The organism is Pseudooceanicola nanhaiensis, assembly GCF_020171315.1.
Lineage (GTDB): Bacteria > Pseudomonadota > Alphaproteobacteria > Rhodobacterales > Rhodobacteraceae > Pseudooceanicola > Pseudooceanicola nanhaiensis_A.
The window spans coordinates 539,321-558,638 of record NZ_JAIUZP010000001.1; the positions used below are offsets into that span (position 1 = coordinate 539,321).

At 65.9% G+C, this 19,318-nt stretch carries 22 protein-coding genes and 2 tRNA genes; 22 read left to right on the plus strand and 2 right to left on the minus strand.

Annotation, left to right across the window (positions count from 1 at the left end; translation table 11 throughout):
• Nucleotides 1-46: 46 nt before the first annotated feature.
• From proS to LCM32_RS02500, 3 genes are all read left to right on the plus strand, one after another.
• Entirely contained in the window at nt 47-1,399 is a 1,353-nt protein-coding gene (proS, locus tag LCM32_RS02490) for a proline--tRNA ligase (RefSeq protein ID WP_224819473.1), read from the plus strand.
• 681 nt (nt 1,400-2,080) lie between these two features.
• The gene (locus tag LCM32_RS02495; protein WP_224819474.1) at nt 2,081-3,226 is read left to right on the plus strand and encodes a M20 family metallopeptidase; all 1,146 of its coding nucleotides are present in this window, start codon (nt 2,081-2,083) and stop codon (nt 3,224-3,226) included.
• A gap of 406 nt (nt 3,227-3,632) precedes the next feature.
• The gene (locus tag LCM32_RS02500; protein WP_224819475.1) at nt 3,633-4,022 is read left to right on the plus strand and encodes a hypothetical protein; all 390 of its coding nucleotides are present in this window, start codon (nt 3,633-3,635) and stop codon (nt 4,020-4,022) included.
• 118 nt (nt 4,023-4,140) lie between these two features.
• Here LCM32_RS02500 and LCM32_RS02505 read toward each other — a convergent pair.
• Nucleotides 4,141-4,215: transfer RNA gene (locus LCM32_RS02505), tRNA-Thr, on the minus strand.
• 241 nt (nt 4,216-4,456) lie between these two features.
• On the opposite strand from LCM32_RS02505, the gene LCM32_RS02510 reads away from it, so the two are divergent.
• The 19 genes from LCM32_RS02510 (at nt 4,457) to LCM32_RS02600 (ending at nt 17,403) form a co-directional block, all read left to right on the plus strand.
• Nucleotides 4,457-4,642, plus strand: a complete 186-nt coding sequence (locus tag LCM32_RS02510; RefSeq protein WP_224819476.1) for a hypothetical protein — start codon at nt 4,457-4,459, stop codon at nt 4,640-4,642.
• 6 nt (nt 4,643-4,648) lie between these two features.
• Entirely contained in the window at nt 4,649-5,917 is a 1,269-nt protein-coding gene (gene murA / locus LCM32_RS02515; RefSeq protein ID WP_224819477.1) for a UDP-N-acetylglucosamine 1-carboxyvinyltransferase, read from the plus strand.
• Nucleotides 5,914-6,384 carry a DUF2948 family protein gene (locus tag LCM32_RS02520; RefSeq protein ID WP_224819478.1) on the plus strand — a complete coding sequence of 157 codons (471 nt, stop codon included), beginning with the start codon at nt 5,914-5,916 and terminating at the stop codon, nt 6,382-6,384. Before murA ends, LCM32_RS02520 begins: the two co-directional genes overlap by 4 nt.
• A gap of 98 nt (nt 6,385-6,482) precedes the next feature.
• A complete protein-coding gene (gene hisD / locus LCM32_RS02525; protein ID WP_224819479.1) occupies nt 6,483-7,787 on the plus strand; it encodes a histidinol dehydrogenase in 1,305 nt (434 codons plus the stop codon).
• A 3-nt stretch (nt 7,788-7,790) separates the two neighbouring features.
• Nucleotides 7,791-8,270, plus strand: coding sequence for a UPF0262 family protein (locus tag LCM32_RS02530; RefSeq protein ID WP_224819480.1), 480 nt, complete (start codon nt 7,791-7,793; stop codon nt 8,268-8,270).
• Nucleotides 8,271-8,273: 3 nt separating this feature from the next.
• Nucleotides 8,274-8,732, plus strand: coding sequence for a low molecular weight phosphatase family protein (locus LCM32_RS02535; RefSeq protein WP_224819481.1), 459 nt, complete (start codon nt 8,274-8,276; stop codon nt 8,730-8,732).
• Between the two features lie 50 nt (nt 8,733-8,782).
• On the plus strand, nt 8,783-9,178 hold the full coding sequence (locus LCM32_RS02540) for a ketosteroid isomerase-related protein (RefSeq protein ID WP_224819482.1): 396 nt from the start codon (nt 8,783-8,785) through the stop codon (nt 9,176-9,178).
• On the plus strand, nt 9,175-9,756 hold the full coding sequence (locus LCM32_RS02545; protein ID WP_224819483.1) for a GNAT family N-acetyltransferase: 582 nt from the start codon (nt 9,175-9,177) through the stop codon (nt 9,754-9,756). The genes LCM32_RS02540 and LCM32_RS02545 overlap by 4 nt, the downstream gene beginning before the upstream one ends.
• Before the next feature lie 111 nt (nt 9,757-9,867).
• Nucleotides 9,868-10,740, plus strand: a complete 873-nt coding sequence (locus LCM32_RS02550) for a carbon-nitrogen hydrolase family protein (RefSeq protein WP_224819879.1) — start codon at nt 9,868-9,870, stop codon at nt 10,738-10,740.
• A 79-nt stretch (nt 10,741-10,819) separates the two neighbouring features.
• Nucleotides 10,820-11,038: a translation initiation factor IF-1 gene (infA, locus tag LCM32_RS02555; RefSeq protein ID WP_010137880.1), complete on the plus strand. Its 219-nt coding sequence runs from the start codon at nt 10,820-10,822 to the stop codon at nt 11,036-11,038.
• Between the two features lie 85 nt (nt 11,039-11,123).
• Nucleotides 11,124-11,702 (plus strand): Maf family protein, encoded by a 579-nt coding sequence (locus LCM32_RS02560; RefSeq protein WP_224819484.1) that lies wholly within the window; start codon nt 11,124-11,126, stop codon nt 11,700-11,702.
• Nucleotides 11,699-12,733: a ribonuclease E/G gene (locus LCM32_RS02565; protein ID WP_224819485.1), complete on the plus strand. Its 1,035-nt coding sequence runs from the start codon at nt 11,699-11,701 to the stop codon at nt 12,731-12,733. The genes LCM32_RS02560 and LCM32_RS02565 overlap by 4 nt, the downstream gene beginning before the upstream one ends.
• A complete protein-coding gene (locus tag LCM32_RS02570; protein WP_222493124.1) occupies nt 12,730-12,948 on the plus strand; it encodes a DNA gyrase inhibitor YacG in 219 nt (72 codons plus the stop codon). The genes LCM32_RS02565 and LCM32_RS02570 overlap by 4 nt, the downstream gene beginning before the upstream one ends.
• A gap of 101 nt (nt 12,949-13,049) precedes the next feature.
• A tRNA-Phe gene (locus LCM32_RS02575) sits at nt 13,050-13,124 on the plus strand.
• 163 nt (nt 13,125-13,287) lie between these two features.
• On the plus strand, nt 13,288-14,493 hold the full coding sequence (locus LCM32_RS02580; protein WP_224819486.1) for a tyrosine-type recombinase/integrase: 1,206 nt from the start codon (nt 13,288-13,290) through the stop codon (nt 14,491-14,493).
• The gene (locus LCM32_RS02585; protein ID WP_224819487.1) at nt 14,486-15,580 is read left to right on the plus strand and encodes a hypothetical protein; all 1,095 of its coding nucleotides are present in this window, start codon (nt 14,486-14,488) and stop codon (nt 15,578-15,580) included. The genes LCM32_RS02580 and LCM32_RS02585 overlap by 8 nt, the downstream gene beginning before the upstream one ends.
• Nucleotides 15,581-15,680: 100 nt before the next feature.
• Nucleotides 15,681-15,884 (plus strand): helix-turn-helix transcriptional regulator, encoded by a 204-nt coding sequence (locus tag LCM32_RS02590; protein WP_224819488.1) that lies wholly within the window; start codon nt 15,681-15,683, stop codon nt 15,882-15,884.
• The gene (locus LCM32_RS02595; protein WP_224819489.1) at nt 15,884-16,285 is read left to right on the plus strand and encodes a hypothetical protein; all 402 of its coding nucleotides are present in this window, start codon (nt 15,884-15,886) and stop codon (nt 16,283-16,285) included. The genes LCM32_RS02590 and LCM32_RS02595 overlap by 1 nt, the downstream gene beginning before the upstream one ends.
• Nucleotides 16,286-16,353: 68 nt before the next feature.
• A complete protein-coding gene (locus LCM32_RS02600; RefSeq protein ID WP_224819490.1) occupies nt 16,354-17,403 on the plus strand; it encodes a tyrosine-type recombinase/integrase in 1,050 nt (349 codons plus the stop codon).
• 251 nt (nt 17,404-17,654) lie between these two features.
• On the opposite strand, the gene LCM32_RS02605 is transcribed toward LCM32_RS02600, so the two are convergent.
• The gene (locus tag LCM32_RS02605) at nt 17,655-19,037 is read right to left on the minus strand and encodes an MFS transporter (RefSeq protein WP_224819491.1); all 1,383 of its coding nucleotides are present in this window, start codon (nt 19,035-19,037) and stop codon (nt 17,655-17,657) included.
• Nucleotides 19,038-19,318: the final 281 nt, after the last annotated feature.

Sequence of the window (19,318 nt, forward strand, 5' to 3'; positions counted from 1 at the left end):
CACAACGCGGAGCCACGTGAACACGCCAAGCCACAAAGGGTCCAAGATGCGTCTGAGCCGTTATTTCCTGCCCGTCCTGAAGGAGACGCCCTCGGAGGCGCAGATCGTCAGCCACCGCCTGATGCTGCGGGCCGGGATGATCAAGCAACAGGCCGCAGGCATCTATTCCTGGCTGCCGCTCGGCTTCAAGGTGCTGCGCAACATCGAGAAGATCGTCCACGAGGAGCAGCAGCGCGCGGGTCATATCCCGATGCTGATGCCGACGCTCCAGTCGGCCGACCTCTGGCGCGAATCCGGCCGTTACGACGCCTACGGCCCCGAGATGCTGCGCATCCGCGACCGGCATGACCGCGACATGCTCTACGGTCCGACCAACGAGGAGATGATCACCGACATCTTCCGCAGCCACGTCAACAGCTACAAGAACCTGCCGCTGACGCTCTACCACATCCAGTGGAAGTTCCGCGACGAGGTCCGCCCTCGCTTCGGCGTCATGCGCGGCCGCGAGTTCCTGATGAAGGACGGCTACAACTTCGACCTGACGAAGGAAGACGCGCTGCACGCCTACAACCGGCACCTCGTCTCCTACGTGCGCACCTACGAGCGGATGGGCCTTCAGGCGATCCCGATGCGCGCGGATTCGGGCCCGATCGGCGGCGATGACACCCACGAGTTCCTCGTGCTGGCGGAAACGGGCGAGTCGGAGGTCTTCTACGACAGCGCCGTCACCGACATCCGTCTGGGCGACCGGGCCATCAACTACGACAGCGTCGAGGAATGCCGCGCGGTGATGGAGGAGTTCACCTCGCTCTACGCCCGCACGGACGAGACCCACGACGCCGCCATCTTCGAGCAGATCCCCGAGGAGCGCCGCCGCGTCGCCCGCGGGATCGAAGTGGGCCAGATCTTCTATTTCGGCACCAAGTACTCCGAGCCGATGGGTGCCACGGTTCAGGGCCCCGACGGCAAGCCGGTGCCGGTGCACATGGGCTCCCACGGGATCGGCGTCAGCCGCCTGCTGGGCGCGATCATCGAGGCGAGCCACGACGACAAGGGCATCATCTGGCCCGAGGGCGTCACGCCGTTCCACGTGGGCATCGTGAACCTGAAGCAGGGCGACGCCGAGGCGGATGCCGCCTGTGACGCGCTCTACGACAGCTTTGGCGCGCTGGGGCTGGAGGTGCTCTACGACGATACGACCGAACGGGCCGGGGGCAAGTTTGCCTCGATGGACCTGATCGGCCTGCCGTGGCGCATCACCGTGGGCCCGCGCGGCCTGAAGAACGGCGTGGTCGAACTGACCTGCCGCCGCACCGGCGAGAGCGAGGAGCTGCCGCCCGAGCAGGCGGTCGAGAAAGTGGCGGCGATCTACCGCGCGCACGGCATCGGCCGGGTCTGAGGCCCGCATCGGCCCTGAGGGGCCGAAGACGATCAGGACACCGGCCCCTCGCGGGCCGGTTTTCTTTTGGGATGTTGGGGCGGGGCGCTTGGCGTCGCGATCCGCGAGGGGTAGGGGCTGATCCCTGTCGTTGATGGATCGTCTCGCGCTCGGCGCGAGGCCGCGACCGCGCCTGACGCCCCAAATCCCTCACCGCACCACGCAAAGCCGCGCATCGACGGCGCGCGCGGAGGCGATCTGCCGTCTCTGGCCACCACTTTATCGCAGCAAAGCTCGTCCCTCCCTCGAAAGCGACCGCCCTGCCTCACCAAATCGCCGCCGCTTGGGGGCGCGCCGGCGATGCGCGGCGGCCTGCGGCCTTGTTCCGCGCTGGCGACAGTCGACGGCCGGGTGAAGTACAGCGTTGGAGAGTTCCCTGTCGCTGTTCTTGACGGAGTTGCAGGGGGCCGCCGTGGCTTGGTGGTGCCCTGAAATCGCGTAGACAGGTCACAATACTGGCCCACCGTCTAAGGGCACCGCGATGCCATGTCCGTTACGCTCCGCCGCAAGCCCTCCCACTTCCTGTGCACTCCCCGGCAAACCCGGGCGCCCACTCCCGCCTCTGCCGCTTTCAATTGTACATCCGACAATAACCCGTGCAGTCTCCGCCCCGAGACGGACGCAACAGGAAAGACCCCTCAGATGACCCAGAAGACGCTCGACTGGCTGGCCGCGCACGAGGCCGACATGCACGCGCTGCTCGAGGCGCTTGTGAACACGGACAGCAACTCCCACGACCGGGAGGGTGTGAACCGGGTGAAGGACCAGATCGAGGCCTTCCTGACCGAGAAGGGGCTGACCACCTCCACCACGACCCTCGGCCCGGGGGGCGACGCGCTGCACGCCCGCCTTGCCGCCGGTACCGGCAACCGCCCGGTGCTGATGATGGGCCACATGGACACGGTCTTCCCCACCGGTGAGGTCGCGAAACGGCCCTTCAAGGTCGAGGACGGCATCGCCTCGGGCCCGGGCTGCGCCGACATGAAGGCGGGCCTCGTGATGAACGCCTTCGTCATGGCGGCCTTCGCTGCCACCGGCGAAAGCCCGGTGCCGCTGCATGCGCTCTTCACCCCGGACGAGGAAATCGGCTCGCCCGCCTCGGCCCCGGTTATCGAGGCCGCCGCCGCGGATGCCCGTGCGGTCTTCAACTCGGAACCCGGCCGGATCAGCGGCAACGTGGTGAACGGCCGCCGGGGCGGGGCGTTCTACAAGGTCACGATCACCGGGCGCGCCGCCCATGCGGGTCAGAACCCCAAGGACGGCCGCAGCGCCATCGACGAGTTCGCGCGCAAGACACTGGCCTGGCACGCGCTGCCCGAGCAGGACAGCTGGGACATCAACGTGAACGTCGGCCTTGTCTCGGGCGGGCAGTCGGTGAACACCATCGCGCCCTATGCCGAGTGCCAGATCGACCTGCGCTATGCCACCAAGGAGGAATACGAGAAGGCCGAGGCCGCGATCAAGGAGATCGCGATGACCTGCCGCGAGGATGGCGTCAGCGCCACCTTCGAGCGGCTGGGGGCCTTCCTGCCGATGCTCCAGACCGAGGGCAGCGCCGCGCTGACCGAGGCTTACCTGTCGGCGGCCCATGATCTTGGCCAGACCACGCAGGCGGAATTCACGCGCTCCTGCGCAGATAGCGGCATCGCCTCCTACACCGGGACGCCGACGCTCTGTGCGACGGGGCCGCGCGGCGGCAAGGGCCACTCGCCCGAGGAGTTCCTCGACATCGGCACCATGGTGCCTCGCGCACAGGCCATGGCGCTGACGATCCTGCGCATGGGCTGAGCCATCAGCGACACAGGATGAACGGCCCCGGTTTCGGGGCCGTTTGCCTGTCTGGGGTTTGCCCGACCGGGATTTGCCTGACCGGGATTTGCCTGTCCGGGATTTGCCTGTCCGGGGTCTGCCGGGTGGAAGGCCCGTATGTCTGCCTTTGACGGCCTTGCAGCGCCGGACAACAGCAGAGGCCACGCCGCAATGGGCATCATTTCGGCCCTATTCACCACGATATTGGCCGAAAGAGGCCTTCCGGGGGGGACGCGGCGCGGCTGATGTCCTACCCTGACCGGGCATCGCGCGGGCTTCGTATTTCAGGGGTACCGTGCGCGGCAGATGTGGAACGAGTATTTTGGGGGACGGGCCCGCGCTTCAGGGGACGTGAAGCCGCGCCCGGTATTTGCGGATTTATTGAATGAAACTCATATTGCTGGCCGCGGGGGCGGCTGTGCTGGTGGCTTGGGGGCTGCTTGCACGGGCACGGGCGAAGCCTTTGCCGGACGATCTCGCTGTCATTCCGATCAGCCGGATGCTGGAATTCTGCGCCTTGGAACAGGGGGCCGTGTCCGTCGCGCTGATCGACCGAGAGGGCGAGGCGGTGCGGGACCTCGGAGAGTTCGACCACCCGGCCGCCGCCGTCGGAGAGGTGCAGCAGGCCTGCCATAGTGCGAAGATCAGGCTCGTGCGGATCACCAAGAGCCGCCCGCATTGCTTTGTTGTTGTCGGTCTGGACGAACCGGCACAGCGCGGCGTGAAGGCCGGGGCGCCGGGCTGGGCGGGGGCAGTGCTGCGGAGCGTCAACTGACGGGCTGACCCGTCGGCCGCCGGGCAGGAGGGGCATGGTCCTTCGGTGGCATGCGCTCGCACGGCAGGCGATGTCCCGCGACCGGTTTGTGCGTCTTTATTTTTCGGGGGGAGTGGAATGGTGCTGCTGGACAGGATTGAACTGTCGACCTCTCCCTTACCAAGGGAGTGCTCTACCACTGAGCTACAGCAGCACTATGTTCCAGTTTCTGGCGGCGGTGAGTACCGTCCGAACCGGGCACTGGCAAGACCCTTTCTGTCGTTTCCCGCCTTCCCTCGCGTCGGCTCCTGTGTCGCGATCCGAGGGGCCCATCGCCGGGCGGTGCGGTCAGCTGCGGGCGTGCCCGTCAGGCTGTGGGCGGCTGATTAGACGCATTCGACGCGGGGCGCAAGCGCAATCTGGACCCTTTTTTGCGTCTGAAGTACAGAAGGACCATGACCGACAAATCCCGTACCTCTCGGCTGAAGAGCCAGGACCGTCAGGACAGGCTGAAAGCCGCGCTGAAAGCCAACATGGGCCGCCGCAAGGCACAGGCCCGTGCCCGGCAAGCCGCTGATGCCACTGGCGAAGAGAAACGGACAGAACAAGCCGGCGACACCGGCACACGCGAAGAGGACTGAGAGCGGATGGATTCGATTCTCGTCACCGGCAACGGTGCACTGAACGGGCAGATTCCCATTGCGGGAGCCAAGAACGCCTGCCTGACCCTGATGCCGGCGACGCTGCTCAGCGATGAACCGCTGACGCTGACCAACGCGCCGCGGCTGTCGGACATCAAGACGATGACCCTGCTGCTGCAGTCGCTGGGGGCCGAAGTCTCGTCGCTGCAGGACGGCAAGGTGCTGGCCATGTCGAGCCACGACCTGACCAGCCACAAGGCGGAATATGACATCGTGCGCAAGATGCGCGCCTCGATCCTCGTGCTGGGGCCGCTGCTGGCGCGCTACGGCGAGGCGATCGTCTCGCTGCCCGGCGGCTGTGCCATCGGCGCGCGGCCCGTCGACCTGCACCTCAAGGCGCTGGAGGCCATGGGCGCGGAGCTGGACCTGCGCGAGGGCTATGTCTTTGCCAAGGCCCCCGGCGGGCTGAAGGGCGGCACCTACGAATTCCCCATCGTCTCGGTCGGGGCGACGGAAAACGCGCTGATGGCCGCGACGCTGGCCAAGGGCACCACGGTGCTCAAGAACGCGGCCCGCGAGCCCGAGATCGTCGATCTGGCGCAATGCCTGCGCAAGATGGGCGCGCAGATCGAGGGGGAGGGGACCTCGACCCTCACCATTCAGGGGGTTGAGCGTCTGCACGGCGCGACCCACCCGGTCGTCACCGACCGGATCGAACTGGGCACCTACATGCTGGCCCCCGCCATCGCGGGCGGCGAGGTGGAACTGCTGGGCGGGCGCATCGACCTCGTCGGCGCCTTCTGCGAGAAGCTGGATGCCGCGGGCGTCTCGGTCACCGAAACGCCGACCGGCCTTGTCGTCGCGCGCAAGAACGGCCGCATCCGCGCCGTGGACGTGATGACGGAGCCCTTCCCGGGCTTCCCGACCGACCTGCAGGCGCAGATGATGGCGCTGCTCTGCACCGCCGAAGGCACCTCGGTGCTGGAAGAGAAGATCTTCGAGAACCGCTTCATGCATGCACCGGAGCTGATGCGCATGGGGGCCAAGATCGACGTGCACGGCGGCACCGCCAAGGTGACCGGCGTCGAGCGCCTGAAGGGTGCGCCGGTGATGGCGACCGACCTGCGGGCCTCGGTCTCGCTGATCCTGGCCGGTCTGGCGGCAGAGGGCGAAACGCAGGTGAACCGCGTCTACCACCTCGACCGCGGTTATGAGCGGGTCGAGGAGAAGCTCTCGGCGGTCGGCGCGAAGATCGAAAGGATCAAGGGCTCATGACCCAGGACGCAGGTTTCGAAGACGGGCGCGAGCGCCCGCTGAACCTCGGGGCGGAGGATGGCGAGGACCTCAAGGTCATCGCCGCCCTGACGCAGGACGCGGTGCTGGAGGCCAGGGACGTGTCCTGGCGGCCCAAGGAGCGGCGGCTGGCGCTGCTGGTGAACCGCTTCCGCTGGGAAGACCGCGGGATGGAGCGTCACGGGCCGGAGCGGGTGCGCTCGCTCCTCGTCATCGACAACGTGCTGAAGGTTGCGAGCCAGGGCATCGACCCGAAGGACCGCGAGACGGTGCTCTCGCTGCTCTCCATCGACTTCGAGGCCGATGCGGAGCCGCCCTCGGGCGCGGTGCTGCTGACCTTCGCGGGCGACGGCGCGCTGCGGCTGACGGTCGAGGCGCTGGACGTCAGCCTCAAGGACGTGACCCGGCCCTATCGTGCGCCCTCGGGCAAGGTGCCGAGCCACGAGTGACGCGCCCGCGGGCGCGGGGCCGAAGCGGGCCTTGAAACGCTGCCGCTTGAGGGTGCCGGACACAGGTATTATGGGATGGGCAACCAAGGAGTTGCCCAATGCCCCAGTTTCTCGACACGACCGAGCCGGATTTCGAAGCCCGCTTTGCCGCCCTGCTGTCGGCCAAGCGCGAGGACAGCCCGGATGTCGATCATGTGGTGGCCGGGATCATCGCCGACGTGCGCGCCCGGGGCGATGCCGCGGTGCTGGAGCTGACGGCGAAGTTCGACCGGCTTGAGCTGACGCCCGACACCATGGCCTTCTCCGCCGAGGAGATCGACGCCGAGATCGCCAAGGTCCCCGCCGACGAGCGTGAGGCGCTGGAACGCGCGGCGCAGCGCATCCGCGCCTACCACGTCCGCCAGATGCCCGAGGATGCCCTCTGGACCGATCCGGACGGGGCGACGCTGGGCTGGCGCTGGACGCCGGTGTCGGCGGCCGGCATCTACGTGCCGGGCGGTCTGGCCTCCTATCCCTCTTCCGTGCTGATGAACGCGATCCCCGCCAAGGTGGCTGGCGTCGAACGTCTGGCCATGTGCGTGCCCACGCCGGGCGGCGTGGTGAACCCGCTGGTCCTGCTGGCCGCGCGCATCGCGGGGGCCGACGAGGTCTATCGCGTGGGCGGGGCGCAGGCCGTCGCGGCGCTGGCCTATGGCACCGACACGATCGCGCCGGTGGACAAGATCACCGGCCCCGGCAACGCCTTCGTCGCCGCCGCCAAGCGCCGTGTCTTCGGCAAGGTGGGCATCGACATGATCGCGGGCCCCTCCGAGATCCTCGTGATCGCGGATGCGGACAACAATCCCGACTGGCTGGCGCTGGACCTGCTGAGCCAGGCGGAACACGACCCCGTGGCGCAATCCATCCTGATCACCGATGATGCCGCCTTTGGCCGCAAGGTGGCCGAGGCCGTGGACGACCGCCTCAAGACGCTGGAGCGGCGCGAGATCGCGGGTGCCAGCTGGGCCGATTACGGCGCGGTAATCGTGGTGCGCGACCTCGACGAGGCGGCGGCGCTGTCGAACCGCGTGGCGCCCGAACACCTTGAGCTTTGCGTCGCCGATCCGCGCGCGCTGGCGGAAAAGACCGTCCACGCGGGGGCCATTTTCCTCGGCGGCTGGACGCCCGAGGCGATCGGGGATTACGTCGGGGGCCCGAACCATGTGCTGCCCACGGCACGCTCGGCGCGTTTTTCCTCCGGTCTGTCGGTTCTGGACTTCCTCAAACGCACCACTCTGGCAGAAATGACCCCGGCGGCGCTGAAAGCCATTGGCCCCGCTGCCGAAACGCTGGCAAAGTCGGAGAGCCTGGAGGCTCACGGCCTGTCGGTGCGTGCCCGTCTGGACCATCTGAATGAGGAATGAGCGATGTCCCGGATCAGCCTGATCGAGCTGGATGACAGCAACCTGCCGCCTCCGACCCCGGAGATCGAGCAGGAGCGCAAGGTGGCGATGTTCGACCTTCTGGAGGAGAACAGCTTCACCCTGCCGAAACGGGACGAACGCGAGGTGCCCGCCGGGCCCTACCACGTCGGCCTGTCGATCCGCGAACGCCGGCTTGTCTTTGACATCAAGACCGAGGACGACCAGCCCGCGGCGCAGTTCCTGCTGTCGCTGGGGCCGTTCCGGCAGGTGGTGAAGGATTACTTCGCCATCTGCAAAAGCTACTTCGACGCCGTGAAGAACCTGCCGCCGGCGCAGATCGAGACCATCGACATGGCCCGGCGCGGCATCCACAACGAGGGTGCCCGGGTGCTGATCGAACGTCTGGAGGGCAAGGCCGAGGTCGACAACGACACGGCGCGCCGTCTCTTCACCCTGATCTGCGTCCTGCACTTCGGGGGCTGACGGGTGCCGCATCAGCTGCCGCAATCGGTTCTCTTCTGCTGCGACCACAACGCCGTGCGCTCGCCCATGGCGGAGGGCATCATGAAGAAGCTCTACGGCCCCGGCGTCTACGTCCAGTCGGCAGGCGTGCACAACGATCTGGAGATCGACGGTTTCGCCATCGCGGTCTGCAAGGAGATCGGGGTGGAGCTGGAGCGGCACCGCTCGCGCTCCTTCGACGAGATGCAGCAACTGGGGGACGACCTGTCCTCCTTCGATCATATCGTGGCGCTGTCCCCCGCCAGCCAGCACCGCGCGCTGGAGCTGACGCGGTTCTTTCACCTGACGGTGGATTACTGGCCGATCATGGATCCCACCGGTCTGGGCGAAACCCGCGAGACCAAGCTCAACGCCTATCGTCAGAGCCGCGACCAGATCGTCCGGCACCTGACCGAACGCTGGGGCCCCGCCCCACAGGGTTGACCGCCCCGGCCCGCTTTCCTGCCACCTTCCAAGCCAGTTCAGAGGACAGAATGAACGACACGATCCGTGCCTATTTCGCCGCTTTCAACGCGGGCGATACCGAGGGAATGCTGGCCTGCCTGACGGCTGACGTGGCGCATCACGTCAACGAGGGGCAGGTGCGCGTGGGCAAGACGCTCTTTGCCGAGTTCTGCGCCCACATGGAGCGCTGCTACAAGGAGGAACTGACCGACATGGTGATCTTCGCCAACCCGGAAGGCACCCGCGGCGCGGCCGAGTTCATCGTGAACGGCACCTACCTCGTGACCGATGCGGGGCTGCCGGAAGCGAAGGGCCAGACCTACCGCCTGCCGGGCGGCTCGTTCTTCGACCTGAAGGACGGGAAGATTTCCCGCGTGACCACCTATTACAACCTCGCGGACTGGATCGGGCAGGTCTCGGCGTGATCGAAACGCGGGTCCTGACCGGAGAGGCGCTTGGCGCTGCGCTCGACGACGTGGCGCGGCTGCGAATCGCCGTCTTCCGGGACTGGCCCTATCTCTACGAGGGCGACCTCGACTACGAGCGGCGCTACCTCGACGTCTATACCACCGACACGGCGGTGGTCGTGGCGGCGCTCGACGCGGGCCGGGTCGTCGGTGTCGCCACCGGCATGGGCATGGAGGAGGCGGATGCGGATTTCGCCGCTGCCTTCGCCGGGCGGCCGGAAAAGGCGGACGAGGTCTTCTACTGCGCCGAATCCGTCCTGCTGCCGGAGTACCGGGGGCAGGGGCTGGGGCACGCCTTCTTCGACCTGCGCGAAGACCATGCCCGGGCACTCGGGCGGCGCTGGTCGGCCTTCTGTTCGGTGGTGCGTCCTGCGGATCACCCGGCACGGCCCGAAGAGTATCGTCCGCTGGATGACTTCTGGCGCGGGCGCGGTTATGCGCCGGTCGAGGGGGCGGTGGCGCGCTATCGCTGGACGGACGTGGGCGCGGATGAGCCGACGGGCAAGGATTTGCAGGTCTGGATGCGGGCGCTCTGAGCCTTTCGGACGGATGCGCCTGCGGCGGGCGGGGAGGGGGGGCTGTCTGCCCCCCATGTGCCTGCGGCACATTCCCCCCGAGGATATTTGGGAACAGAGGATGATGGGATGGTGAAGATCGCGGCGGCGGCCTATCCGCTGGACTGGTTCGAGAGCTGGGAGTCCTATGTGGCCAAGCAGGAGGCCTGGGTGGCCGAGGCTGCGGGTGAGGGGGCGGATCTGCTGCTCTTCCCGGAATACGGCGCGATGGAACTGGCCTCGCTGGCGGGTGACGCGGCGACGGACCTGGATGTGGCGACCCGCGAGGTGGCGCGGCGCATGGGCGACGCGGTGGCCGTGGCGCAGCGGCTGGCGGCTGATCACGGGGTCTATATCGTGGCGGCCTCGGGGCCGGTCTTCGATGGCGAGGTGCTGGTGAACCGGGCGCATCTGGTGGCGCCCTCGGGCGCGGTGGATTTCCAGGACAAGGTGATCATGACGCTCTGGGAGCGCGATCCCTGGGGCGTCGTGGGGCAGGGGCCGCTGAAGGTCTTCGACACAGCGCTCGGCAAGCTGGCGATCAATATCTGCTATGACAGCGAGTTTCCGCTGCTGGCGCGGGCCCAGCGGGAGGCGGAACTGCTGCTGGTGCCGTCCTGCACCGAGGCCGAGGAAGGCTATTGGCGGGTGCGGATCGGCAGCCAGGCGCGGGCGCTGGAAGGGCAATGCGTGGTGGCCATGGCCTCGACCGTCGGGGCCTATCCCAAGGTGCCCGCGGTGGAGGCAAACACCGGCATGGGCGGGATTTTCGGCCCGCCGGACGCGGGGTTCCCGCCCAATGGCGTGCTGGCCGAGGGGCGGCTGGGGCAGCCCGGCTGGACCTATGCGGAGGTCGATCTGGCGCAGGTGGCCGAGGTCCGTGCCAACGGCCACGTGCGCAACCTGCGGGACTGGGACGAGCAGCCCGGTGATCACAATCCGCCCGAACTTGTCCCGTTGCGCTGAATCCCCCTTGAAAATCGCGCGCGTTGGGACCATTTAGGCGCATCCGTCCCCGCAGGGGGCGCCACTTAAAGGAGACCCCATGGCCAAGGAAGACATTCTCGAATTCCCCGGCGTCGTGAAGGAACTCCTGCCAAACGCGACATTCCGGGTCGAGCTCGAGAACGGCCATGAGATCATCGCGCATACGGCAGGCAAGATGCGGAAAAACCGCATCCGGGTTCTGGCCGGCGACAAGGTGCAGGTCGAAATGACCCCCTACGATCTGACCAAAGGTCGGATCAACTACCGCTTCAAGTAACATCCCGCGCGCGCCCCTGTCCGGGGCGCGCCGGTTTCTTTTCGACCGCCACCGTTCCGGCGGTGGCCTTCTGGCGGGGAGTGCCATGAAACTCATCCTCGGCTCCGGAAGCCCGCGCCGGCTGGACCTGCTGGCGCAGCTGGGCCTCACGCCCGACGCCATCCGCCCCCCTGACATCGACGAGACGCCTCTCAAGGCCGAACTGCCGCGCCCCTATTGCGCACGCATGGCCCGGGAGAAGGCGCAGGCCGTGCCCGCGGGCGCGGGCGAAGTCGTGCTTTGCGCGGATACCACCGTGGCGCTTGGCCGCCGCATCCTCGGCAAGCCGGTCGATGCGGGCGAGGCCGAGGGCTTCCTGCGGCTCATGTCCGGGCGGCGCCACAAGGTGATCACCGCCGTGGCCGTGGCCTGCGAGGGCCGCCTGTGGGAGCGTGACGTTGTCACCACCGTGCAGATGAAACGCCTCTCCGAGGCCGAGATCGCGGGCTATCTTGCCAGCGGCGACTGGCAGGGCAAGGCGGGCGGATACGGGATACAGGGGCCCGCGGGCGCCCTGATCCCCTGGATTTCGGGCTCGTTCACTGCCGTGGTGGGCTTGCCGCTGGCGGAAACCGCGGCGCTGTTGCAGGCGGCGGGCCTGCCGATCTGGAAGGACGCGACATGAAGGGTGCAGAGATTTTGCTGGGAGAATGGCAGGGCCGCGAGGCCGCCGCGCTGATGCGCGACGGGCAACTCGAGGACCTGCTGATCGACGGGGATGCGCCGCGTCCCGGCTCCATCTACCGGGCCCGGACCGACCGGCCGGTGAAGGGGCAGGGGGGCATGTTCCTCGCCACCCCGGATGGCTCTGCCTTCCTGCGGCAGGTGAAGGGGCTGGCCCCCGGCGCGCCGCTGCTGGTGCAGGTCACCGGCTATGCGGAACCCGGCAAGGCGATCCCGGTGACCCAGCGGCTGCTCTTCAAGAGCCGTTATGCCATCGTCACGCCCGAGGCCCCGGGCCTCAACGTCTCGCGCGCGATCCGCGACGAGGAGGTCCGCGACGAGCTGTTGGCCACCGCCCATGAGACCTGGGCCGAGGCTGGCGCACCGGAAGGGGCGGGGCTGATCCTGCGCTCCGCCTGCGCCGAGGCCTCCGCCGAGGAGGTCATCGACGACATCCTCGCCATGGCGGCGCTGGCCACGCAGGTGCTGGCCGACCTCGAGGGCGCGCCCGAGCTGCTGGTGGAGGGCGATGGCCCCCATGCGCTGGCCTGGCGCGACTGGTCGGAGCCCGCGCAGGTGACCGAAGGCGCCGATGCGCTGGAGCGCGACGACGTGGCCGGTGCGATCGAGGCCCTGGCCGAGCCGGAGGTGCCCCTGCCCGGCGGCGGGACAATGGTGGTCGAGCCCACCAAGGCCTTCGTCGCCGTGGACGTGAACACCGGGGGCGACACGAGCCCCGCCGCGGGCCTCAAGGCCAACACGGCCGCCGCCCGCGAACTGCCGCGCCAGCTGCGCCTGCGGGGACTGGGCGGCGTGGTGATCCTCGATCCCGCGCCGATGCCCAAGAAGGACCGCCGTGGCTTCGAGGGCAGCCTGCGAGCCGCCTTCCGGGCCGACGATGTGGAGACCAACCTCTCTGGCTGGACGCCGCTGGGCAACTACGAGCTGCAGCGCAAGCGCGCCCGCCTGCCGCTGGCAGGGGGCACCGCATGAGCTGCCCGATCTGCGGCAAAGACGTGGATGCGAAGTACCGTCCCTTCTGCTCGCGCCACTGCGCCGACGTCGACCTCGGCCGCTGGCTGAAGGGCGGCTATTCGGTGCCCTCGACCGATCCGGAAGACATCGAAGAGGCCCTCGACGCGCTGGAAAAAGGCCTTGGGGAAGAGGGGGCTGAACCCGGTTTCGGGACCCGCGGCAAGCCGCACTGAAGACGCCGTAGGGGCAGGCAAAAATTTTGCCGAAACCCTCTGGACACCTCCGCGGCGCTGCCATAAAACGCCGCAACCCGAGTGGCTCAGCCGCTCCCCGTGCCCGGGTAGCTCAGGGGTAGAGCAGTGGATTGAAAATCCTCGTGTCGGTGGTTCGATTCCGCCCCCGGGCACCATAAAATCATCCAGTTGAGATCGTATTTGCTCCGTAATACGCTGGTATTACGGGATTTGATCAGCCAGTTTGTCCGATGTCGTTCCGTCTCGTGCGCTGTGATCTACCCCATTCGGGGGTATGATCTGGGGTACGTGTCACGCTCCAAGTGGAAGGTACCCCCGATGGCGGTCCTGAGCGACGCAAAGATTCGATCCCTAAGACCGAAGAGCAAGCCATACAAACAGTCGGATTTCGACGGGCTGTACGTATTGGTCAACCCGAACGGTTCGAAGCTGTGGCGCTTCAAGTATCGGTGGTTCGGGAAAGAAAAGCTTCTTGCGCTGGGCAAGTACCCGGATATCGGACTGGCCGACGCGCGCCGAAAACGTGACGAAGTACGGAGCCTGATCGCGAAAGGAGAAGACCCGTCGAGTGCCCGCAAGCGTGAAAAGGCCAAGGAAGCTTCAGAGCAAAACGAAACCTTCGCCAAGCTGGCCGCGGAGCTGTTGACGAAAAAGCGCCGTGAAGGCAAGGCAGAGGCAACGCTCAAGAAGACGGAATGGCTTCATCGCCTCCTGAACGCCGACATAGGGGCCATCCCTATTACTCAAATTACAGCTCGGGATGTCTTAGTGCCGCTGCGCAAAGTTGAGAACAAAGGCAACCACGAGAGCGCGATCCGGATGCGATCTGCTGCCGGTGCCGTGTTCCGATATGCCATCGCGCTAGGCGTGGCCGACAATGATCCAACCTACGGGCTCAAGGACGCCCTGATCCGGCCAAGACCGCAACACCGAGCCGCGATTACTGAGCCTTCTAAGGTTGGAGGCCTGATGCGGGCGATCGACGACTTTTCCGGGCAGCGCACGACGCAGCTTGCGCTACGACTGCTTGCCCTGACGGCTCTGCGCCCGGGAGAGTTACGAATGGCAGAATGGGATGAGATCGACGAAGTTGGCGCGGTTTGGACTGTCCCGGCTCATCGCGCCAAGATGCGTCGCCCGCATGCCGTACCGCTCTCCCGGCAGGCTCAGGGCCATGTGGAAGAGTTACGGAAACTGACAGGAAGCGGAAGGCTTGTCTTCCCCTCGGTACGCTCGTCACAACGTTGCATGAGCGAAAACACGCTAAATGCCGCACTGCGCCGGCTGGGATACGGGAAAGACGAAATGTCATCGCATGGTTTTCGGGCAATGTTCTCGACGCTCGCCAATGAAGCTGGCCTCTGGCACGCGGATGCGATTGAGAGGGCGCTTGCACATATGGAGACGAACGAAATCCGCCGAGCATACGCGCGCGGGGAGCACTGGGATGAACGAGTCGAGCTCGCCCAATGGTGGGCCGATCAACTCGAGCAGATGAAAAATGGCAAGAACAAGCATGACTGAAGACCGGCGAGATAATTCAGAACCGACAGAGGCACTGTTGCAGGCTTGGATCTACCGAGATAACTGGTCGCTGCTGGATGCTGTTCCGCTCGCGCTGGGCGTGACGCCCGACAGCGAGGAAGCTTCAGAAGTTCTGAAAACTCAAACCGTAACGCTTGAAAATGCTAAGCGTGCGGGCGCGACGGTTGGTTCGCCGAAGTACTGGCTTTGGTGGGGGGAAAGAAATGGCCTGCCGTTTCATGATGAATGGTGGATGGCAGTCACTCCCGAGAGGCCGATTGGATATGACGGAAGGCATTTGGCTTTCAGCCGGAAGCAGGTGTTTTCGGAACGCTATCTCAGGCAGGAACGCCGCCTAATCGGAAATTGGGCCCGCAAACCTTTCTGGACCCCACGCGAGGCGATCGACCTTTCTCTGAACTTCGACCCATTTACGACGAATGGCTGGCAGGGGGAGGCGCCGGAGACCGGAGAGACGATCCGCGAGCGGGAAGACAGGTTCCTTGTTCTTGAACGCGCGCTGGAGATCGGGGCGATCTCCGAGAAAGCCTCGCCCCTAGAGTACATCCTCTGGCTGGAGGCCCGCGGCTACTATGTGTCCGAAGCATGGCGACGCGCCGTTGGGCTAAGGTCTGAAAACGTTCAACAAGCGGCTGAAAACCGCTCTGCCGAACTGGCGGCGGAAAACGAGGTTCTAAGAAGACAACTTCGAGAGCGGGATGCCAGGATCACTGAGCTTGAACTGCGACTGCGAGCCGAAGACACGAAAACCTGCAAATCCACTGACGAAATCTCTCGGTTCAGGAGGAGAATCAAGGAATTGTCGGAGGACCCGGCTTCTCCCTCCGAAAAGGGCGCGCAGGCAAAAAGAATTGCGAGTCTCGAAAAAGCACTGCTGGCTGCCGTCGTGGATGGACATTCCTATGACCCTCGGCCCGCTAAGTGTGATGTTCATCGTCAGGTCGCTGACAAGGCGAAGGAACTGGACTTCACTTTGAGTGCACAGACTGTCCGAAGATACCTTCAAGAAAGCGCGGATGTTCACGTTGATCAGGGGGTTTGGGAACTGATCTACCCAACAAAATAAGGATGCGAAGGTGTTTTCACCTTTGGAAACGTGATCTGGCGTCGGCCAGCATCGGACAAGGTCAGTCTTAGTTCTGTTCCCAAAGACAAGGACGGACAAGATGGCTTTCGATACCCTTTCGGATGACGCGCTGTTGCGCGAAAAACAGATCCTGCACCCGGGTGGCCCGGTGCCGGTATCCCGTTCCACATGGTGGGCGGGCGTGCGGAGCGGCCGGTTCCCCCAGCCGATTCGCCTCGGGCCGCGCACGACGGCCTGGCGCGTCGGTGACATCCGCGCGCTTCTTCGTGAGGGGGTCCGGTAGTGGGGCGCGGTTTCAACTGGCGAGCGCTCAAGGCACACCGCGTCTATACGCTTGATGAAGTCTGTGTGGCCCTGCGCTGCGGACCGAGCACGCTCAAACGCATCCTGCAGGAGGAAAAGGTTCAGGTCATCGATGAACAGGCGCCGTTCCTGGTGATCGGGGCCGATCTGATCCCAGCGCTGCGCAGCCGCTCGAAGAAGGAGGCCTTAGCGCCGGGGCAGATGTTCTGCCTCGGCTGCAAGAGCCCCTCCTTCCCCGACGCCGGGCTGGTCGATGATGTCAGTAAGCCGAAACAGCCGCCCCTGTTGCAGGCGCTTTGCAGCGGCTGCGGCGCGGTAATGAGCCGCCGTGTCGCGCGGGACCAACTCGATGTGTTTCTGAAGGCCGCCAGCCAGCGCTAGAGCAAAGACTTCCGACTTTATCTAAAGTCACATTGCCCTGTTATGGGCACCGAAAGAAGGAACACAAGATGACCAGCAAGAAACGTCATCCCGAAAATGTGCGCCTGCGTCGCCGCTACCAGACCTACTTGCGCGAGGCCAAGCGCCTATCGGAGCGGACCGTCAACGTAAACCTTGCGGCGATTGAGCGCTTCGAGGCGTCGACCGGCTATAAGCCGTTCAAACAGTTCCACATTCAGCAGGCGGTGGCCTTCAAGGATAGGCTCCGCGCTGAGAAGAGCGAAAAATCCGGCCAACCCTTGTCGGCCGCGACGATGAACCAGATCTGCCAGGCATTGCGTACCTTTGCACAGTGGCTTTCGGAGCAGCCCGGTTACCGCCGCGCGGTTCGCTATAGCGATGCCGACTATTTCAACTTGAGCAATGCTGAACAGGCGCAAGCGCGCAGCCACGATGCGAAACCGTCGCCCACTCTCGACCAGATCCGGTATGTCCTGACCAACATGCCCAGTGAAACTGATATCCAATTGCGTGACCGAGCGGTCATCGCCTTCCTTGCCTTGACGGGCATCCGGGTTGGGGCACTAATCACCCTTAAAATGGGGCACGTGAACCTGCATGACGGGTGTGTTTACCAGGATGGGCGCCAGGTCGACACCAAGTTCCGCAAAACTTCGGCGACGTCGTTCTTCCCCATCGGGGAAGACATCACGAAGATCTTCGAGGACTATGTCAACCACATGCGCAATGACCGCCTGTTTGGACCTGACGATCCGCTGTTCTCGAAGGTCAACGTCGTCTTGGGAGAAAGCCTGGCCTTCCAGGCGGCAGACCTCTCGCGCGCACCGTGGAAAGCAACCGCACCCGTGGGGAAGTTGGTCCGCGATAGCTTCCTCAAGCTTGGCTTGCCTAAGTTCGGCCCTCACAGCTTCAGAAAGACCCTCGCGCGCCTCGGTACCGAAATCTGCAGTACGCCAGAAGAGATGAAAGCCTGGTCGCAGAACCTTTCGCACGAGCACGTCATGACCACCTTCAACAGCTACGGCAATGTGCTGCCCGAGCGTCAGGCGCACTTGCTTAAGGTGATTGGAGAAAAAAGAACCATCGCGCTCGATTAGGGCCACTGCCGTTGGTTGGCCAAATCATTGCGACGATGGTCCTTAGGCCGGTCAGGCACTCGTACTCAGCCGCAAGCTGCGTCGTGGGGAGGGGCGTCTGTGGCTGAGCTGAACGGAGATTGCCGGCCTGCATGCGTCAGTTTCGCGTGGAAGCCAACGCCTTCGGATCGCACAGGTGCAGCTCAGGAGGATGCCCTTCGCGGCGCGAGGCGGGCACACCACCGTTGTCATCCTAGCGATGAATTGAGGCGTCAGGCCGCCGAGGGAATCTCGCGCCGCGACAGGAGCCATATCGCGACGGCTCCAGCGAGGCTGAAGCCCGTCGTGGCGATGACGGCGACATGCCAGTTGTGCAGGAGGGCATCCCCGTCGTCGCCGGCCATCAGGATCGAGATCATCGCGATGCCGAGGGCGGAGCCGAGGTAGCGCGCGGTATTGTTCGCGGCAGAGCCCATAGCGGCGCGGTGTCCAGGCACGGTGGCGAGTGCCTCGTGCCCGAGGGAGGCATTCAGGATGCCATTGGAGATCCCGGCCACCAGCAGGCCGGGCAAGGCGCTGACCCAGCCTTGGTTGGCGTCCAGGCAGAGCATCAGGAGCTGTCCGACGGCGCAGCCGAGGATCGAGAAGACGACACGATCGCGGGAGGTGATGCGCTCGGGCAGCGCAACAGCGCCGAGGGCGGCAACGACCGTCACGCCCGACCAGGCCAGGAGCACGGTGGCCGACGCCACCGGGGGCAGGCCAAGGCCGCGCACAAGCACCGTCGGCACCATCGACATCAGCGCGAGGACGCCCGCACCGGAGGCGAACGCTGCCAGCGTGGCCCCGGAGAAGCGAGGATAGGCGAAGAGGCCGAACGTGAGGATCGGGTTGCGTGCCCGCCGTTCGACCAGTGTGAAGAGGGCGAGCAGCGCCATGGCAAGCGCCAGCAGCAGCCCCACCAGCCGCGCGGTGCCAACGCGCAGTTCCACCAGCGCAGACAGCAGGCTGGCGAGACCGAAGATCAGAAGGATGCCGCCCGTGACGTCGACCTTCTCGGCGCTGCTGGGGTTGTCGGGCAGGTGACCGCGGGCGGCCAGGGCAAGGGCCGCGGACACGACAACGATCAGCCAGTGGGCCGCCTGCCATCCCGACAGCGCCATCAGGCCGGAGGCGATGAGCGGCCCGACGGCCACCCCCGCACCGAGGGCCGCGGCCCAGATCGCCGTGGCACGGCGCAGCACCGCCCCGCTGTATGCCTGCCCGAGGAGGCCCAGCCCGCAGGCCATGATCCCGGCACTGCCAAGGCCTTGCACGACCCGCATCACGATAAGTAGCGTGCCGCCGGTCGCCATGGCTGCCGCGATCGAGGAGAGCGCCGTGATCCAGAGCCCCGCTAGGAAGGTCCGCCTGCGGCCCAGCGTGTCGCCAAGCGCCCCGGCGGTCAGCAGACCGCAGGCCGACCCGAGAGGCATGCCGCTCATCACCCAGGCCTGCTGTCCGGCGCCGAGGGACAGCGAGGCGGTCATCGCCTCCAGCGTGGTCAGGGGAGCGGTGAAGACGACGAGCGCAAGGCAGGTGGCGAGGGCCACGAGGATCAGCGTGGCCGGAGAGGCGCCATCTGAAGCGGTCGGCTGGGCGGCGGTGGTGTGCATGGCGGGCCTCTGTCTGGGGAATCGTGCAGGGCAGGGGCCAGCGGGAGGAGGTGTCCCGGGGGGAGGCGAAGCGCCGTCAGGGAGGGGCGGCACATGTGCAGGCCCCTGCGGACACGACACTATCGTGGGTCGGGCAGGGGGAATATGATGCATTGTGGTAACCAGTAATGAGGCCGCGTCATGAAACCCCGGCGTCGGTCCGCTCCCTCGAGAAACGGTCTCGGGGCGCAGGTTGTCGAGAGGCCGTCCCGGGGCGGGCTCGTGAAACGCCTGGGCGCCGC

Bases quoted from the DNA above. Each gene is read 5' to 3' on its own strand.
- proS (WP_224819473.1), top strand. From the start codon at position 47: ATGCGTCTGAGCCGTTATTTCCTGCCCGTCCTGAAGGAGACGCCCTCG.
- LCM32_RS02495 (WP_224819474.1), top strand. From the start codon at position 2,081: ATGACCCAGAAGACGCTCGACTGGCTGGCCGCGCACGAGGCCGACATG.
- LCM32_RS02500 (WP_224819475.1), top strand. From the start codon at position 3,633: ATGAAACTCATATTGCTGGCCGCGGGGGCGGCTGTGCTGGTGGCTTGG.
- LCM32_RS02510 (WP_224819476.1), top strand. From the start codon at position 4,457: ATGACCGACAAATCCCGTACCTCTCGGCTGAAGAGCCAGGACCGTCAG.
- murA (WP_224819477.1), top strand. From the start codon at position 4,649: ATGGATTCGATTCTCGTCACCGGCAACGGTGCACTGAACGGGCAGATT.
- LCM32_RS02520 (WP_224819478.1), top strand. From the start codon at position 5,914: ATGACCCAGGACGCAGGTTTCGAAGACGGGCGCGAGCGCCCGCTGAAC.
- hisD (WP_224819479.1), top strand. From the start codon at position 6,483: ATGCCCCAGTTTCTCGACACGACCGAGCCGGATTTCGAAGCCCGCTTT.
- LCM32_RS02530 (WP_224819480.1), top strand. From the start codon at position 7,791: ATGTCCCGGATCAGCCTGATCGAGCTGGATGACAGCAACCTGCCGCCT.
- LCM32_RS02540 (WP_224819482.1), top strand. From the start codon at position 8,783: ATGAACGACACGATCCGTGCCTATTTCGCCGCTTTCAACGCGGGCGAT.
- infA (WP_010137880.1), top strand. From the start codon at position 10,820: ATGGCCAAGGAAGACATTCTCGAATTCCCCGGCGTCGTGAAGGAACTC.
- LCM32_RS02560 (WP_224819484.1), top strand. From the start codon at position 11,124: ATGAAACTCATCCTCGGCTCCGGAAGCCCGCGCCGGCTGGACCTGCTG.
- LCM32_RS02565 (WP_224819485.1), top strand. From the start codon at position 11,699: ATGAAGGGTGCAGAGATTTTGCTGGGAGAATGGCAGGGCCGCGAGGCC.
- LCM32_RS02570 (WP_222493124.1), top strand. From the start codon at position 12,730: ATGAGCTGCCCGATCTGCGGCAAAGACGTGGATGCGAAGTACCGTCCC.
- LCM32_RS02580 (WP_224819486.1), top strand. From the start codon at position 13,288: ATGGCGGTCCTGAGCGACGCAAAGATTCGATCCCTAAGACCGAAGAGC.
- LCM32_RS02585 (WP_224819487.1), top strand. From the start codon at position 14,486: ATGACTGAAGACCGGCGAGATAATTCAGAACCGACAGAGGCACTGTTG.
- LCM32_RS02590 (WP_224819488.1), top strand. From the start codon at position 15,681: ATGGCTTTCGATACCCTTTCGGATGACGCGCTGTTGCGCGAAAAACAG.
- LCM32_RS02600 (WP_224819490.1), top strand. From the start codon at position 16,354: ATGACCAGCAAGAAACGTCATCCCGAAAATGTGCGCCTGCGTCGCCGC.
- LCM32_RS02605 (WP_224819491.1), bottom strand. From the start codon at position 19,037: ATGCACACCACCGCCGCCCAGCCGACCGCTTCAGATGGCGCCTCTCCG.